The 14,466-nt window shown below is 74.4% G+C and carries 14 protein-coding genes; 10 read left to right on the plus strand and 4 right to left on the minus strand.

Annotated elements, in window-relative coordinates; genetic code table 11:
• Nucleotides 1-267: 267 nt before the first annotated feature.
• Nucleotides 268-918, minus strand: coding sequence for a response regulator (locus ACFVVX_RS21290; protein WP_387947782.1), 651 nt, complete (start codon nt 916-918; stop codon nt 268-270).
• A complete protein-coding gene (locus ACFVVX_RS21295) occupies nt 915-2,270 on the minus strand; it encodes a sensor histidine kinase (protein ID WP_387947784.1) in 1,356 nt (451 codons plus the stop codon). The genes ACFVVX_RS21290 and ACFVVX_RS21295 overlap by 4 nt, the downstream gene beginning before the upstream one ends.
• 316 nt (nt 2,271-2,586) lie before the next feature.
• Between ACFVVX_RS21295 and ACFVVX_RS21300 the strand changes: the two genes are divergently transcribed.
• The 7 genes from ACFVVX_RS21300 to ACFVVX_RS21330 all read left to right on the plus strand — a co-directional run bounded on the left by ACFVVX_RS21300 (nt 2,587) and on the right by ACFVVX_RS21330 (nt 9,103).
• Nucleotides 2,587-3,147, plus strand: coding sequence for a heme-binding protein (locus tag ACFVVX_RS21300; RefSeq protein WP_387947786.1), 561 nt, complete (start codon nt 2,587-2,589; stop codon nt 3,145-3,147).
• A gap of 202 nt (nt 3,148-3,349) precedes the next feature.
• Nucleotides 3,350-3,766, plus strand: coding sequence for a PPOX class F420-dependent oxidoreductase (locus ACFVVX_RS21305; protein ID WP_387947911.1), 417 nt, complete (start codon nt 3,350-3,352; stop codon nt 3,764-3,766).
• Nucleotides 3,767-3,809: 43 nt separating this feature from the next.
• Nucleotides 3,810-4,232, plus strand: a complete 423-nt coding sequence (locus ACFVVX_RS21310) for a hypothetical protein (protein WP_387947788.1) — start codon at nt 3,810-3,812, stop codon at nt 4,230-4,232.
• A 156-nt stretch (nt 4,233-4,388) separates the two neighbouring features.
• The gene (locus tag ACFVVX_RS21315) at nt 4,389-5,273 is read left to right on the plus strand and encodes an NAD(P)-dependent oxidoreductase (protein ID WP_387947790.1); all 885 of its coding nucleotides are present in this window, start codon (nt 4,389-4,391) and stop codon (nt 5,271-5,273) included.
• Between the two features lie 117 nt (nt 5,274-5,390).
• Nucleotides 5,391-5,984, plus strand: coding sequence for a flavodoxin family protein (locus tag ACFVVX_RS21320; RefSeq protein ID WP_387947792.1), 594 nt, complete (start codon nt 5,391-5,393; stop codon nt 5,982-5,984).
• 399 nt (nt 5,985-6,383) lie between these two features.
• Nucleotides 6,384-7,640, plus strand: a complete 1,257-nt coding sequence (locus tag ACFVVX_RS21325) for an LAETG motif-containing sortase-dependent surface protein (RefSeq protein ID WP_387947794.1) — start codon at nt 6,384-6,386, stop codon at nt 7,638-7,640.
• Nucleotides 7,641-7,867: 227 nt separating this feature from the next.
• On the plus strand, nt 7,868-9,103 hold the full coding sequence (locus ACFVVX_RS21330) for a hypothetical protein (protein ID WP_387947796.1): 1,236 nt from the start codon (nt 7,868-7,870) through the stop codon (nt 9,101-9,103).
• Between the two features lie 88 nt (nt 9,104-9,191).
• Here ACFVVX_RS21330 and ACFVVX_RS21335 read toward each other — a convergent pair whose 3' ends face one another.
• Nucleotides 9,192-9,926, minus strand: a complete 735-nt coding sequence (locus tag ACFVVX_RS21335) for an aquaporin (RefSeq protein WP_387947798.1) — start codon at nt 9,924-9,926, stop codon at nt 9,192-9,194.
• A 198-nt stretch (nt 9,927-10,124) separates the two neighbouring features.
• On the opposite strand from ACFVVX_RS21335, the gene ACFVVX_RS21340 reads away from it, so the two are divergent.
• Nucleotides 10,125-10,907 (plus strand): MerR family transcriptional regulator, encoded by a 783-nt coding sequence (locus ACFVVX_RS21340; protein WP_387947800.1) that lies wholly within the window; start codon nt 10,125-10,127, stop codon nt 10,905-10,907.
• A gap of 121 nt (nt 10,908-11,028) precedes the next feature.
• Here the strand turns inward: ACFVVX_RS21340 and ACFVVX_RS21345 are convergent, their stop codons facing one another.
• Nucleotides 11,029-12,066 carry a helix-turn-helix domain-containing protein gene (locus ACFVVX_RS21345; RefSeq protein WP_387947802.1) on the minus strand — a complete coding sequence of 346 codons (1,038 nt, stop codon included), beginning with the start codon at nt 12,064-12,066 and terminating at the stop codon, nt 11,029-11,031.
• A 240-nt stretch (nt 12,067-12,306) separates the two neighbouring features.
• Between ACFVVX_RS21345 and ACFVVX_RS21350 the strand changes: the two genes are divergently transcribed.
• On the plus strand, nt 12,307-12,984 hold the full coding sequence (locus ACFVVX_RS21350) for an RNA polymerase sigma factor (RefSeq protein ID WP_387947804.1): 678 nt from the start codon (nt 12,307-12,309) through the stop codon (nt 12,982-12,984).
• Entirely contained in the window at nt 12,981-14,456 is a 1,476-nt protein-coding gene (locus tag ACFVVX_RS21355) for a hypothetical protein (protein WP_387947806.1), read from the plus strand. The genes ACFVVX_RS21350 and ACFVVX_RS21355 overlap by 4 nt, the downstream gene beginning before the upstream one ends.
• The last annotated feature ends 10 nt before the right edge of the window (nt 14,457-14,466 follow it).

Genomic DNA, 14,466 nt, shown 5'->3' on the forward strand with positions numbered 1-14,466 from the left:
TATCCACAACTTCACACAGGAGGTCCGGTCGGGGCATGGCCGGATGACGTCCGGTCATCGGGGTTGGGCAGAACGGCCCTTGTGTGGGCGTAGTCATTCGTATACGTCTCAATGGCCCCGGCCGGAGCCCCGGATCGCCCGTTCCGGTGCGGCGGGCGGCGCCGGGGGCGGACCTGCCCGGCCGGATCGGTGTCGTGCCGGGTGTGCGATGGTCCGGAATCCGACATTCCGCCCGCCGGGCGCTACCGAGCGTCAGCCGGTGACTGCTCAGCGCAGCAGCCGGCGCTCCTTGGCGACGGCCACCGCGCCGGCCCGGGTGTCGACGCCCAACTTGTCGTAGATCCGGCCCAGGTGGGTCTTCACCGTCGCCTCGCTGATGAACAGCGCGCGGGCGATCTCCCGGTTGCCGAGGCCCTGCGCCAGCTGGGCGAGGATCTCCTGCTCGCGCTCGGTGAGCTGCGGCGCGGGCGCCCGCATCTGGGCCATCACCCGGGAGGCGACCGGCGGGGAGAGCACCGTCCGGCCCTGCGCGGCGGCGTGCACCGCGGCGAACAGCTCCTCCGGCCGCTCGGCCTTCAGCAGGTAGCCGGTGGCGCCCGCACCGATCGCCCGGGTGATGTCGGCGTCGGTGTCGTACGTGGTGAGCACCAGGACGTGCGGGGCGTTCGGCCCGGCGGTGATCCGCCGGGTGGCCTCCACCCCGTCGATGCCCTCGCCGAGCTGGAGGTCCATCAGGACGACCTGCGGGGCCAGCCGGGCGGCCAGCGAGACGGCCTCCTCCCCGCTGCTCGCCTCGCCGACCACCTCGATGTCGCCGGCGCTGGCCAGCAGGGCCAGCAGGCCGGCCCGGACGACGGCGTGGTCGTCGCAGACCAGCAGGCGCACGGGCGCGGGGGGCGTCGGGGCGGCGGCGTTCATCGGACCTCCAGGGGGATCGCGGCGGAGACGACGGTGCCCTCGCCGGGGCTGCTCTCGACCGTCAGGGTGCCGCCGAGCTGGCGCAGCCGGGCCCGCATCGCGGGCAGACCGTGGCCCCGGCCGTCGGCGCCGGGACCGGGAGCGTCGGCACCGGCACCGGCTCCGGGACCGTCGGCGCCGGGACCTTCGGCCGACCGGTCGGTACCGGGCCCGGCGTCGGTGGTGGCCGGGCCGAAACCCCGCCCGTCGTCGGCGATGTCCAGCACGGCCTGGTCGCCGAGGAAGGACAGCGTCAGCGCGGCGGCCGACGCCCCGGCGTGCTCCCGGACGTTGGCCAGCGCGCCCTGGGCGATCCGCAGCAGCGCGGACTGCGCGGCGGCCGGCAGCGGCACCGGGGCGCCGTCCAGCAGGAAGCGGACCGGCAGCCCGCTCTCGGCGGACTCCCGCTCGGCGAGCGCCCGCAGGGCCTGGTCCAGGGTGCGGCCGTCGGCGAGCTCGGCCGGTGCGAGGTCATGGACGAACCGGCGGGCCTCGGCCAGGTTCCGGGCCGCCACCTCGGCGGCGGTGCGGACGTGGGAGCGGGCGGTCGCCGGATCGGACTCCCAGGTGCGGTCGGCGGCCTGGAGCAGCATCTGCTGGCTGGAGAGCCCCTGGGCGAGTGTGTCGTGGATCTCCATCGCGAGCCGCTCGCGTTCGGCGAGGGTGCCCTCCCGCCGTTCGGTGGCGGCGAGTTCGCGCCGGGTGCGGACCAGGTCGGCGATCAGGACGCGCTGCCGCTCGGCCTGCCGTTCCATGTACAGGAAGACGGCGGTGGCCAGCGCCGCCACTGCGGGCGGCAGCAGCACCAGGTTGGCGTCCACCCCGCCCGGCAGCCGGATCTCACCGACCACCACCAGCAGGGTGAGCGCGGCCACCAGGGGGATCGCCGTCCGCGCGGGCAGCGTGCGCAGCGCCGTGTAGACGAGCGGGACGGCGCACCACGCGAAGCTCGGCGCGAGCAGGACGAGGACCACCCAGAGCGAGACCACCACGGCCAGCGGCCAGAGCCGGCGGCGGTGCCCCGGGGCGACCGGGCGGCGGTGCGCGAGCCAGGAGCCGACCGGCTGGGCGACGGCCAGGGCGAGGCTCAGCCCGAGGACCCAGGGGACCTGCGGATTGTCGGCGTGGTGGGTGAGGTAGCGGCTGAGCGAGGTGGCGAGCAGCAGCAGGAAGGCGGAGTCGAGCAGGACGGCCAGCCGGCCCGCGTCGCGGTCCCCGGCGTCCTGGCCGTCGGCGCCTTGGCCGTCGGCGCCCCGGCCGGTCGCACCCTGGCCGGTCGCGTCCTCGCCGACGGCGGGGCGGGGCTGCTCCACGGGGTGCTCCTTCCTGGGGTGCCGCGCCTCCCGGGGCCGGGCGCCACCGGCGCCGGACCGCCCGGGACGGGTAGGACGGGTGGGCCGCGCACGGCCGACGGGCCCGGCCGCGCACCGCGCCGACCTGGGCCGATCCCTCGATGGTGGCCCGTCCGGCCCCCGCGCGCATCAGCCGATCGGTTGACGGTCCTGTCGTCCATCATGCCTGCGAGCCCGCGCCGGACCGTTGATGTGCCGGGCGGGGTGCCGGCCGGAGGATCGAAAGCAGAGCAGCCGGGCCCGACCAGGCCCGACCGACCTTCCGAGGAGCTGGACCATGAAGAAGACCGCCGTGCGTACCCGGGTGCTGACCGGTACCGTCGCCGTCGCCGCACTGGCCGCCGCCACCGTCGGCGCCGTCTCGGCCAGCGCCGACACCGCCGAGACCCCGGCCGCCGCCTCCGCGGTGAAGGCGGACACCCAGAACCGGAACCTCACCCAGACCACCGGCCTGACCATCGAGGCCGCCACCAAGGCCGCCCAGGCCACCCTGGACGCGGCCACCAAGGCCGGCCAGCACGTCTCGGTCGCGGTCGTCGACCGGGACGGCATCACCCGGGTCCTGCTCAAGGGCGACGGCGCAGGCCCGCAGTCGCCGGAGTCCGCCGAGCGCAAGGCGTTCACCGCCGTCTCCTGGAACGCGCCGACCTCCGAGCTGGCCAAGCGCCTGGCGCAGGCGCCGAACCTCAAGGACATCCCGGGCACCCTGTTCCTGGCCGGGGGCGCGCCGGTGCAGGCCAAGGGTGCGCCGGTCGCGGCCATCGGCGTCGCGGGCGCGCCCAGCGGCGACCTGGACGAGCAGTTCGCCCAGGCGGGCGTCGCGGCGCTCGGCAAGTAGCCGCCGCCGGCCGGGCGCCGGCGTGCGACCGGGACGGGCCCCCGACCGTCCCGGTCGCACCTGGTCGCACCCGGTCGCACCCGGTTGTCCCGCGGCCGTCCGGCAGTTGTCTGAGGCCGGGCGCGGGGCGCTGTCCCGGCCGCCGCCGCGGACCGCCCTCGCGCCGGGCCGCCGCGACGGCCAGGATGGGCCCATGGCACACATGACCGAGCCCGAGTGGCGCGCGTTCCTCGCCGCCGGCACCCGCACTGCCAAGATCGCCACCACCCGCGTCGACGGACGCCCGCACGTCGCCCCGGTCTGGTACCTGCTGGACGGCGACGAGATCCTCTTCAACACCGGTGCCGCCACCGTCAAGGGCCGCACCCTGGCCCGCGACGGCCGGGTGATGCTCTGCGTGGACGACGAGCGGCCGCCGTTCTCCTACGTCCTCGTCCAGGGCACCGCCACGCTCAGCGACGACCTCCCCGAGGTCCGCGCGTGGGCGGCCCGGATAGCCGCCCGCTACATGGGCGAGGACCTGGCCGAGCAGTACGGCGCGCGCAACGGCGTCCCGGGCGAGCTCCTCGTACGGGTGAAGATTGAGAAGGTCAGCGCAGAACACGGGGTGGCTCATTGAAAAGCCGGTGCCGGTGTCAGTGGCCCGTGGCAGGCTTCCCGGTATGACGGCGTGGACCCTCAACGACATCGAACGTGCGATCCGCTCCTCCTGGGGTGTCGACACCTGTGCGCCCGAGGACCTGGCCCACTGGCGTCCCGACAATCCGGCCCGCGGCCAGTGCGGGGTGACGGCGATGGTCGTGCACGACCTGCTCGGCGGCGAGCTGATGATGGGCGAGGTGCACGTCGGCGGGGTCCGCACCGACCTGCACTGGTGGAACCGGTTCGCGACGGGCGTCGAGATCGACCTCACCCGCGAGCAGTTCGGCCCGGACGAGCTGGTCGGCCCCGGCCGTCCGGTCGCCCGCCCGCAGCGTCCGGGCCGGCTCCAGGCCCAGTACGAACTGCTGCGCGGCCGGGTGCTCGCCGAGCTGGAGGCCGGCCCGGCCCGGGCGTCCCGGCGCGCGTTCGCCCGCAGCGCCTAGGGTCCGTCTCCGAAGACGGACCCCAGAGCCGGGCCGCCCGCCTTCAGCCGGATTCCGGCTGCCCTTCGAACGCCTTCCGACCTCGGCGGGCTGACGTACAGTCGGATGCGTCGTGGCCGTACGGTCGGCCCGGCGGGGCGGCAGTGGGAGGGTGCGATGACCGACAGCACGGTGGGGTTCGTCGGCCTCGGCGCGATGGGCCGGGGCATGGCCGCCAGCCTGCTGCGGGCCGGCCATCACGTCCGGGTCTGGAACCGCTCGCCCGAGCCGGTCGCCGCCCTGGTGGCCCTGGGCGCCGAGGCTGCCGACTCGCCGGCGGACGCGTTCGCCGCCGAGACGGTCGTCTCCATGCTCGCCAACGACGAGGCCGTGGAACGGCTGCTGCTCGACCCGGCCCTGCTGGCCGGCGCCGGGGCCGCGGTACACGTCAACATGGCGACGGTCTCGGTGGCGCTCGCCGAGCGCGCCGAGGCCCTGCACGCCGAGCACGGCATCGGCTACGTCGCCGCGCCCGTCCTCGGCCGTCCCCCGGTGGCCGAGGCCGGCGAGCTGAACATCCTCGCCGCGGGCGAGGAGGGGCTGCTCGCCCGGGTCGAGCCGCTGTTCGCCGCGATGGGCCGGCACACCTGGTACTTCGGGGCGAGCCCGCGCCAGGCCAACACCGCCAAGATCAGTGCCAACTTCCTGATCGCCTGTGCGATCGAGTCGATGGCCGAGGCGTGCAGCCTGGCCGAGGCCAACGGCGTCCGCCCGACCGACCTGGTCGAGATGCTCACCGGCACGCTCTTCCCCGGGCCGATCTACACCGGCTACGGCTCGATGGTCGCCGAACGCCGCTACCGACCGGCCGGCTTCCGGCTGCCGCTCGGGCTGAAGGACGTCGACCTCGCACTCGGCGCCGGGGCCGCCGCCCACGTCCCGCTGCCCTTCGGCAGCGTGCTGCGCGACGCCTTCCTGGACGCGTTGGCGCACGGGGACGCGGACCAGGACTGGGTGGCCGTCGCGGCCGTCGCCCGCCGCCGCGCGGGGCTCCCCGAGTAGCACCGGCCGGGCGTCCGCCGGGGAACACAGGTAGGGCGGCCAGAGCTTGTACGGGTGGTCCGGGCCCGGGAGTCGTCGGCGCGGACCCTTTGTCAGCGCCGTCCACGGGGAGTCCTGATGTCCGACCTGTCCACAGCCGCCACCGGCGCGGCGGCAGCCGAGCCGCGCCGTTTCCTCTTCCTCAACGCCAGTGCGCGGACCGACGGGAACTCCGAGCAGCTCGCCCGGCTGGCGGCGGAGGCGAGCCTGCCCGCCGGGGCCGAGCAGCGGTGGCTGCGGCTCGACGAGCTGCCGCTCGCGCCGTTCGAGGACCGCCGGCACACCGGTGGGGCCGGCTACGGCGACCCCGTCGGCCACGAGCGCACCCTGCTGGACGCCACGCTCGCCGCCACCGACCTGGTGTTCGTGGCCCCGCTGTACTGGTACTCGGTGCCGGCCAGCGCCAAGCTCTACCTCGACCACTGGTCGGCCTGGCTGCGGGTGCCCGGCGCGGACTTCCGTGCCCGGATGGCCGGCGGCACCCTCTGGGGCGTCACCGCCCTGGCCACCGAGCGGTCCAACGCCGAGCCGCTGGTCGGCACGCTGCGGCTCTGCGCCGACTACCTCGGGATGCGCTGGGGCGGCGTACTGCTGGGCAACGGGACCAGGCCGGGCGATGTGCTCCACGACGAGGCGGCGCTGCTGGCCGCCAAGTCCTTCTTCGCGGGCTGAGCCGTCGTGGGCCGAGCCGTCGCGGTAGGCGGTGCCGTCGCAGGTCGGGCCTGCGACGGCCGGGTCCGCGCAGGCGCCCGCGGCCGAAGTCCGTCGGTACACCGTCGATTTCACGCCACCGGAGGGCCGGTCGATCCGACCCTCCGGACGTGTACCGGTCACTCCTGGGTTACCCGCCGGTCAGGTGCAAAAGCCCTGGCAAGTGACGGAGTTGGGCCAAACGGACATCGCGCGCGGGGGGCTTGCGCACAGAGTGCCACCCGCCTTCCAAAGTGGCCGGATCGTTCGGTAGTCTCCGTCGGACTTTCAGCTTCCGCGGGGGGATCGCTGTCCGGACAGCCCCGCCCCTGCCGCGTTCCCGGGCCGCGCCCGGACACTCACGTGAGGTCTCCCTTGTCCATGACCATCCGTCGCAGTCTCGCCTTCGCCGGCACCGCAGCGCTCGCGTCCTCCCTGGTGCTGGCCGGCGCCCAGGGCGCCCTGGCCGTCGGCACCACCGGTTCCCCGTCCGCCGCGGTCGCGCCGCAGGCCGACAAGTCCGCGCGCCAGGACCTCGACCTGTCCGTGCGCGGCGTGCCGGACACCTTCATAGCCGGAGGCGACGCCCGCGAGTTCACGTTCAAGATCGACAACTCCACCAAGCACGACTTCGTCTTCATCCCGCTGCTCAAGTTCAAGAACCGCGAGGGCAGCCTGGAGGCGGGCGACCTCAAGGTCGAGTACCAGCTGCCCGGCGGCCAGTGGCTGACCGGCTCGGTCGCGCCCGGCGGCGGGGATGACGACGACGACGCGGTGCTGACCCTGCTCGGCGGCGTCAGCCCGGACGGCAACGTCGCGGACGACGCCCTGCTCGGCATCAACCGCGGCAAGAACATCGTCATCAAGGTCCGGGTCTCCTTCACCGCGGGCGCCCCGCTCGGCAAGGCCGGCGTCGTGCCGGTGGTCTTCTCCGCGCAGCTCGACGACCAGAGCCACGAGGCCGTGGACAACGGCCACTTCAGCTGCGACGGGATCCGCGGCGCGGGCTTCACCATCAAGGCCGGCGGAGGCAAGCCGAGCCCGACCACGAAGCCCACCACCACGAAGCCGACGACCTCGAAGCCGAGCCCGACGGCCTCCCACTCGCCGAGCGCCACCACCTCGCCGAGCGCCACCGTGACCCCGACCACGTCGCCGACCGCGTCCACGTCGCCGTCCGCGTCCACCTCGCCCTCCGCCACGGCGACCGCGACCACCACCGCCTCGCCCTCCGCGACGGTCACCAGCAGCGCCCCGGCCTCGCCGACCGCCAGCACGGAGCCGACCGCCCCGACCACGCCGACCACCCCGGTGACCTCGGGCCCGGCCTCGCCCTCGGCCAGCACCTCGCCGAGCGCGTCCGCCTCCAGCTCCGCCCCGGCCCCGGCCGTGAGCAGCAGCGACGTCCAGCAGCCGATCGACTTCCCGGTGGCCGTGCCGACCGTCCCCGCGCCGAAGCTCGTCCCGGCCGCCGTCACCAAGGCGAAGGCCGCCGCCGACAACGCGGGCAAGGACCTGGCCCAGACCGGTGGCGGTGACAACACCACCACCATCGCCGCCGCGGGCGCCGCGGTGCTGGCCGCCGGTGTCGGCACCCTCGTGGTGCTGCGCCGCCGCAAGTCCGCCCAGCACGGCTGAGCCCGGAGCACCGCACTCCGGAGCAGTACCGCCGGGCACGGGGCTGAGCCCGGATCAGCACGGCTGAGCCGGGCGCAGTACCGCTGAGCAGTGCCGAGCGCGGCCCAGCACCGCCACGCGCCCCCCGAAGGTCCGGTCACGGACCTTCGGGGGGCGCGTCGCGTTCCCCCCGATCGCTTAGGATGACCGGCCGGAGGGGGGCGGAACGGCCGGGAAGAGGCGCACAGGTGCGGGGAGCACGTTCGGCACGGGGTACGACCGACTACGAGGCCGCCACGGGGCGGATCGCGGGCACTCCGGTCCGCAGACACCACGTGCTGCTGGTCGCCTGGACGGTGCTCTGGTTCCTGCTGGTCGAGCCCAGCGGCGGCTTCTCCTGGCACTATCTGCGCCAGGGTGAGGAACTGCTGTTCAGCGGCCAGGCCGACGGCGGGCTCTCGCTCTACGCCCACCACCCCGAGCTGCAGATCGGCCCGATCAGCCTGGCCGTCGCCCGCCTGTTCGATCCCTTCCCCGCCCACACCGGCCAGATCCTGGCCGAGGCGACGATGTCCGGCCTCGGCCTGGTGATGCTGGTCCTGGTCGGCCGCACCGCCGCCTGGTACTACCTGGGCACCGGGACCAACCACCGCCGGCTCCAGCAGCGGCTGCTGGTCGCCGGGCTGGCGTTCATCCCGATGTGGGTGGAGGTCTCGGTCCGCTTCGCGCACCTGGACGACGTGCTGGCGCTGTTCTTCACCACCCTCGCCGCCCACGCGCTCAGCCGGGGCCGGTCCACCATGGTGGCCGTCCACCTGGCGCTGGCGGTGGACTCCAAGCCCTGGGCACTGGCCTTCGCCCCGCTGATCCTCGCGCTGCCCCGGCCGGCCTGGCTGCGCACCGCGCTCTGGTTCGCCGGGCTGGTGGCCGTCGCCTGGCTGCCCTTCTACCTGGGCAACCTGGACACGATGGCCGCCGCCAAGTTCACCATCCCCAACCAGCCGGCCTCCGCGCTGCGCTGGTTCGGGGTCACCGACCCCACCACGCCGTGGTGGGACCGCCCCACCCAGTTCGCCCTGGGCCTGGGCCTGGGTGGTCTCGCGGTCTGGCGCGGCCGCTGGCCCGCCGTCGTGCTGCTGGGCGCCGACGCCCGGATCCTGCTCGACCCCAGCGTCTACACCTACTACTCCGCCTCGATCCTGCTCGGCACGCTGCTCTGGGACGCGGTCGGCCAGAAGCGGCTGGTGCCGTGGTGGAGCTGGATCGCGCTGGCCACGCTCTACGGCGGCACGCTGCTGATCCCGTCCGACTCGGCGCGGGGCTTCGTCCGGCTGGCGTTCGTGATCGTCTCGGCGGCGTACGTGCTGCTCTGGCCCACCAAACGGCCGCGGCGGCCGGGCCGGGGCTCCGGACCGGACGGCGGCGGCGGTCGTGGCCGGACGTCCCGCCGCCGCGAGCGGCCCCTGGTCGGCGCGGGCGCCTGACCCCCACCCGTTGCCCTACCGCTGCCCCGCCCGGTCTGCTGCTGCCCCGCCCCGCCCTGCCCCGCCCCCGCCCCGCCCTGTCCCGCCGCTACCCCGCCACCAGGTCCCGGGCGTCGTCCGGCACCGCCGTCGTCCGGGCGGGACGGCCGAACAGCAGGGCGACCAGGGCCAGGCCGGCCACCGCGCCGACCAGCTGGGCCAGCAGGAAGCCCGGGACGGAGCCGGGCGCGATCCCGGTGTAGCTGTCGGTCAGGGAGCGCCCGAGGGTCACCGCCGGGTTGGCGAAGCTGCCCGAGGAGGTGGCCCAGCAGGCCGCGCCGATCCACAGGCCCACCGCCACCGGCACCAGCCGCCCGCGCCCGCTGCCCGCCAGGCCGAACACCACCAGCAGCAGCACCCCGGTCGCCACCGCCTCGGCGAGCCAGAGCGCGGCGCCGTCCCGGGCGTGCCCGGAGGGCTCGACGAAGGGCCGCTCGAACATCGCGTTGGCCAGGCCCGTCCCGGCGACCGCGCCCGCCAGCTGCGCGCCCGCGTACCCGCCCAGCTCGCGCAGCGTCAGACCGCCGCCGGACCGCCGCCCGGTCCACCAGTCGGCGGCCGACACCAGCGGGTTGAAGTGCCCGCCGGAGAGCGGGCCGAACAGCTCGATCAGGACCACCAGGGCCAGCGCGGACGCCCCGACGTTGGCGAGGAACCGCACCCCGCCGTCCGGGCTGAGCGCGCTCGCCCGGATGCCCGAGCCCACCACCACGGCGGCCAGCGCCGCGGTGCCGACCGCCTCCGCGGCCAGCCGACGGATCAGGGGCGGAGAGGTCGTGGTCATAGCCGCCATGGTCCCGGCCGCCGACCGGGCCCGGCAATTGGCGGCTTCGTCCAACCCGGACCCGCCCCGCGCGCGCCCGCTCGGAGACTCGCACGGGACTGCGCACCCCTGCGGCCGCCGGGGCCCGTGAAACTGGGGCTTGACCCTCACGCAACGGGAGGCGGGAGAGTCGTGGTCAGCAAGAAGGGAGCGACCCGCATGAGCATCAGCGGCGGCTACTCGGTGGGCGAGGTGGCGAAGACCGCCAAGGTCACCGTCCGGACCCTGCACCACTACGACGAGATCGGACTGCTGTCCCCCCAGGGCCGCACCCCGGCCGGCTACCGCCGGTACCAGGACGCCGATCTCGACCGGCTGCAGCGGATCCTGTTCTACCGCGAGCTCGGGTTCCCCTTGGAGGAGATCGCGGCCGTCCTGGACGACGACTCGGCGATCCCGAGCGAACACCTGCGGCGCCAGCACCAGCTGCTGAGCGACCGGATCAGGCACCTCCAGGACCTGGCCGCGGCCGTCGAACACGCCATGGAGGCACAGAAGATGGGTATCCGGCTGACTCCGGAGGAGAAGTTCGAGATCTTCGGCGAGTCCTACCGCGAGGACTGGGAGGAGGAGGCCGAGCAGCGCTGGGGCGACACCGGCGCCTGGGCGCAGTCCCAGCGCCGGACCAGCGGCTACGGCAAGGCCGACTGGCAGCGGGTCAAGACCGAGATGGACGAGCTCAACGCCCGTCTGGTCGAGGCGCACACCGCCGGCCGGCCCGCCGACGGCACCGAGGCCATGGACCTCGCCGAGGCCCACCGCCGGCACATCACCGACAACTTCTACGACTGCACCTTCGAGATCCACCGCGGCCTCGCGCAGATGTACATCGCCGACCCGCGCTTCACCGCCACCTACGAGCAGCTCGCCCCGGGCCTGGCCCAGTGGCTGCACGACGCCATCCTCGCCAACGCGGACCACCACACCGGCGGCCAGGCCTGACACACCGACGGCCAGGGCCGGTACCCCGCACGGGGGGTGCCGGCCCTAGCCGTGTCCGGACGCCGTGTCCGGACGCCGTGCCCGGAGGCCGTGCCCGGAGGCCGGTTCGGGCCGTCGCGCCCTACGCCGCCCCGCGGCCGAAGCTGCGGCGGTAGGCCGTCGGGGAGGTGCGCATCACCCGGCCGAAGTGGTGGCGGAAGGTCGCGGCACTCTCGAAGCCGACGGCGGCGGCGACCTCCTCCACCGTGCCGCCCGGGGCTTCGAGCAGCGGCAGGCTCGCCGCGATCCGCTGGGTGACGACCCAGCGCATCGGGCTGGTGCCGTTGCGGGCGGTGAAGTGCCGCAGGTAGGAGCGGTCGGACATCTGGGCGGCCCGGGCCAGCAGGGAGATGGTCAGCGGGGCGGACAGCTGGTCCATCGCCCACTGCATGCTGCGGGCGATGCCGTCGTCCTCCTCCTCGACCGGGCGGACGGCGGCCTCGATGAACTGGGCCTGGCCGCCGTCCCGGTGCGGCGGCACCACGAAGCGGCGGGCGACGCTGTTGGCCACCCTGGCGCCGTGGTCCCGGCGGACCAGGTGCAGGCAGAGGTCGATGCCGGCCGCGCTGCCGGCGCTGGTCAGGACGTCGCCGCTGTCCACGTACAGCACGTCCGGGTTGACCCGCACCGAGGGGTGGCGCTGCTGGAGGAGGTCGGCGTACCGCCAGTGGGTGGTGGCCTCGCGGCCGTCGAGCAGGCCGGCGGCGGCGAGGGCGAAGGCGCCGGAGCAGATCGAGACGATCCGGGCGCCGTGCTCGTGCGCGGTGCGCAGGGCGGCGACCAGACCGGGGGAGACCTCGCCGCCGAAGGCGTTCGGCACGCCGGGGACCACCACGGTGTCGGCGGCGGCGAGTTCGTCCAGTCCGTGCCGGGCGGTCAGCGAGAAGCCGCCGACCGAGGCCAGCGGGGTGTCCGGCCGGTCGGCGCAGACCTTGAGCCCGTACCAGGGCGCGGCCAGCAGCCCGCTCAGCTCCGGCCGGGCCAACCCGAAGACCTCGACCACCACGCCGAGTTCGAAGGGCGTCATGCCGTCGAAGGCGTACACGGCGACGTCGTGCACCGGCTCCGGACGGCGTCCGATCGTGACGGCCACCGGCCCGGACGTCTGGTGGTCGGCCATGGGATCCCCTCGCGGGCTCGGTGACGGCTGGCGGAATGCCGGTGAGTGTAGCCGTTCACGCCACCGGCAGTTTCTTCGAATCCACCTGCAACCCCCGGGGGCCCCGCACGTCCATAAGCAAGGGGGGTGGGGCAGTCGGGAGACGGTACTGACATGATTCCCGCTGATCACGACCTTGATCACTTGTCCTGACGGGCCCGGTTCGCACCGGGTGCCGTCCCGGGGGAAAGCAGAACGTACATGTCCATGGCCATCGGGCCGGTTGCGGGACCTGCGAGGGGGCGCGGCTTCTCCCTCGCGGGGGTGGTCGGGTTGCTGTTCGGCGCGCAGGAGGCCGGCGAGGTGGTCGCCGGCCGGGGTTCGGAACAGGAGGCGGCGCAGCGCCGCTCGGGGTTCCGGCTGCTGCGCGGCGGGCGCAAGCCCGTCGAGGAACGGCCCACCCTGACGGACCTCTACCACGCGCATCGGCTCGGCCTGGTCCGGATGGCGGTCCTCTTGGTCGACCACCAGGACCTGGCCGAGGACGTCGTGCAGGAGGCGTTCACCCAGCTCTACCAGCGGCACGGGGAGAACCTCGACGACCTGGACAACGCGCTCGGGTACCTGCGGACCTCGGTGGTCAACGGCGCCCGGTCGATGCTGCGCCGGCGCAAGACCGCGCGCGAGTACGTGCCGCCGCACGAGGCCGACGCACCGTCGGCCGAGGACCACGCCGTACTCAACGACGAGCACCGGCGCGTCCTGGTGGCCATGCAGGAGCTGACGTCCCGCCAGCGTGAGGTGCTGGTACTGCGCTACTGGTCCGACATGTCGGAGGCACAGATAGCCGAGACCCTGGGGCTGTCCCGGGGTGCCGTGAAGTCCACCGCCAGCCGGGCTCTGGACGCTCTGGAAAAGCACCTGGAGAAGGTTCGATGACCGACAAGCTTCCCCGCCGAGACGGCGGCGACGGTGCCGGGTCGGGCGAGTCCCCGATGGAACAGCTGCTCCGCGAGGCGATGAGCGCCCGGGCCTCGACGATCACCGCGCACGACCTGCGCCCGGCCGAGCCGCCGAGCCGCCGGGTGCGCAGGCTGCGGCCGGTGTACCTGGCGGCGGTGCCGATGTTCGCCCTGGCCGCCGCGCTGGCGTTCGGACTGCTCAACTTCCGCGCCGACACCGTGGCCGACCAGGACCGCTCGCCCAACCCGGCCGCGACCCTGAGCGCCACCCCGAGCCCGACCACCGAGCCGACCCCCGGCCCGTCGCCGAGCCCGACCACCGAGCCGACCCCCGGCCCGACCCCGAGCCCGACCGCCACCGGCACCGCCACCGGGGAGCCGGGGGCGGTCGTGGCCCCGACCTCCTCCGGGAGCACCAGCCCGACCGCGGCCTCCACCATCACGCCGGGTTCGCCCGCGATCCCGTACACCTTCCGCGGGGTGAAGTTCCAGATCCCGGCCGGCTGGCGGCTCGCACCGGACGACGCGTCGGGCCGCGACTCGATCTGCCTGCTGGCCCCCGGATCGCCGCAGACGGCGAAGTTCGGCGACTGCGCGCCGTACGGTGCCCAGCTGACCGCCTACAACACGGCGGAGGAGGTGGAGCACGGGAACTGGCCCTCGATCGGGGCCCTCGACTCGGAGTCCGGCTGGGGCACCCAGCCGTACTGCCCGATCTGGGGCAGCCCGCACACGATCGGTGCGAACGACGTGGTGAAGACCGTCGGCACCCCGGTGCGCACCCGGGACATCGTGGCCGGCCGGGCCGTCCGCAAGACCCAGTGGCAGGCCTCCTGCAACGCCAAGGAGAGCTTCACCGCACAGCTCTGGGGCCTGCCGAACGACCAGGTCTTCCTCGCGGCGGTCGGACTCAAGCCCGACCTCCAGCCCGGCCTGGTGTCGATCCTGAACACCATGGACCTGAGCGGCCGCCAGGCCCCGGCGCTGAAGCCGAACCAGAACGACGTCGGCATCACCGTCGAGGGCCTGGCCACGGGCCAGCAGATCGCGAACAACGGCCCGGCGGTGTCCTTCTCCGTGACCTTCAAGAACACCAGCCAGAGCACCTACGCCTCGGTCCAGCCGCTGGTCTTCACCGAGGAGTACGCGGGCACGCCCGCCAGCATGGTGCCGATGAACGAGGGCAAGCTGGAGCGTCTGGACGGCACCGTCTGGAAGCCGCTGCCGATCGCGCCGGGCGGTGGCATGGACTACGCGACGCTGGGCAAGGACGCGGTGTTCCCGCTGGCCCCGGGCCAGAGCAGGACGGTCAAGTACCGGATGACGCTGGAGGGCGCGAACGGGGCCGGGGTCATGCCGGTCACGGTCCGGGCGACGCTGCCGTACGACGCCACCAAGCCGCTGGTGGTGATCGGCGAGCGCAGCATCCCGGTGCGGGTCACCAAGTAGCAGCGGGTCA

Source organism: Kitasatospora sp. NPDC058170 (assembly GCF_042883905.1).
Taxonomy (GTDB): domain Bacteria; phylum Actinomycetota; class Actinomycetes; order Streptomycetales; family Streptomycetaceae; genus Kitasatospora.

What these genes read in the sequence shown, in the direction of transcription:
- ACFVVX_RS21290 (WP_387947782.1), bottom strand. Translation starts at nt 918, where the DNA reads ATGAACGCCGCCGCCCCGACGCCCCCCGCGCCCGTGCGCCTGCTGGTC.
- ACFVVX_RS21300 (WP_387947786.1), top strand. Translation starts at nt 2,587, where the DNA reads ATGAAGAAGACCGCCGTGCGTACCCGGGTGCTGACCGGTACCGTCGCC.
- ACFVVX_RS21305 (WP_387947911.1), top strand. Translation starts at nt 3,350, where the DNA reads ATGACCGAGCCCGAGTGGCGCGCGTTCCTCGCCGCCGGCACCCGCACT.
- ACFVVX_RS21310 (WP_387947788.1), top strand. Translation starts at nt 3,810, where the DNA reads ATGACGGCGTGGACCCTCAACGACATCGAACGTGCGATCCGCTCCTCC.
- ACFVVX_RS21315 (WP_387947790.1), top strand. Translation starts at nt 4,389, where the DNA reads ATGACCGACAGCACGGTGGGGTTCGTCGGCCTCGGCGCGATGGGCCGG.
- ACFVVX_RS21320 (WP_387947792.1), top strand. Translation starts at nt 5,391, where the DNA reads ATGTCCGACCTGTCCACAGCCGCCACCGGCGCGGCGGCAGCCGAGCCG.
- ACFVVX_RS21325 (WP_387947794.1), top strand. Translation starts at nt 6,384, where the DNA reads ATGACCATCCGTCGCAGTCTCGCCTTCGCCGGCACCGCAGCGCTCGCG.
- ACFVVX_RS21335 (WP_387947798.1), bottom strand. Translation starts at nt 9,926, where the DNA reads ATGACCACGACCTCTCCGCCCCTGATCCGTCGGCTGGCCGCGGAGGCG.
- ACFVVX_RS21340 (WP_387947800.1), top strand. Translation starts at nt 10,125, where the DNA reads ATGAGCATCAGCGGCGGCTACTCGGTGGGCGAGGTGGCGAAGACCGCC.
- ACFVVX_RS21345 (WP_387947802.1), bottom strand. Translation starts at nt 12,066, where the DNA reads ATGGCCGACCACCAGACGTCCGGGCCGGTGGCCGTCACGATCGGACGC.
- ACFVVX_RS21350 (WP_387947804.1), top strand. Translation starts at nt 12,307, where the DNA reads ATGTCCATGGCCATCGGGCCGGTTGCGGGACCTGCGAGGGGGCGCGGC.
- ACFVVX_RS21355 (WP_387947806.1), top strand. Translation starts at nt 12,981, where the DNA reads ATGACCGACAAGCTTCCCCGCCGAGACGGCGGCGACGGTGCCGGGTCG.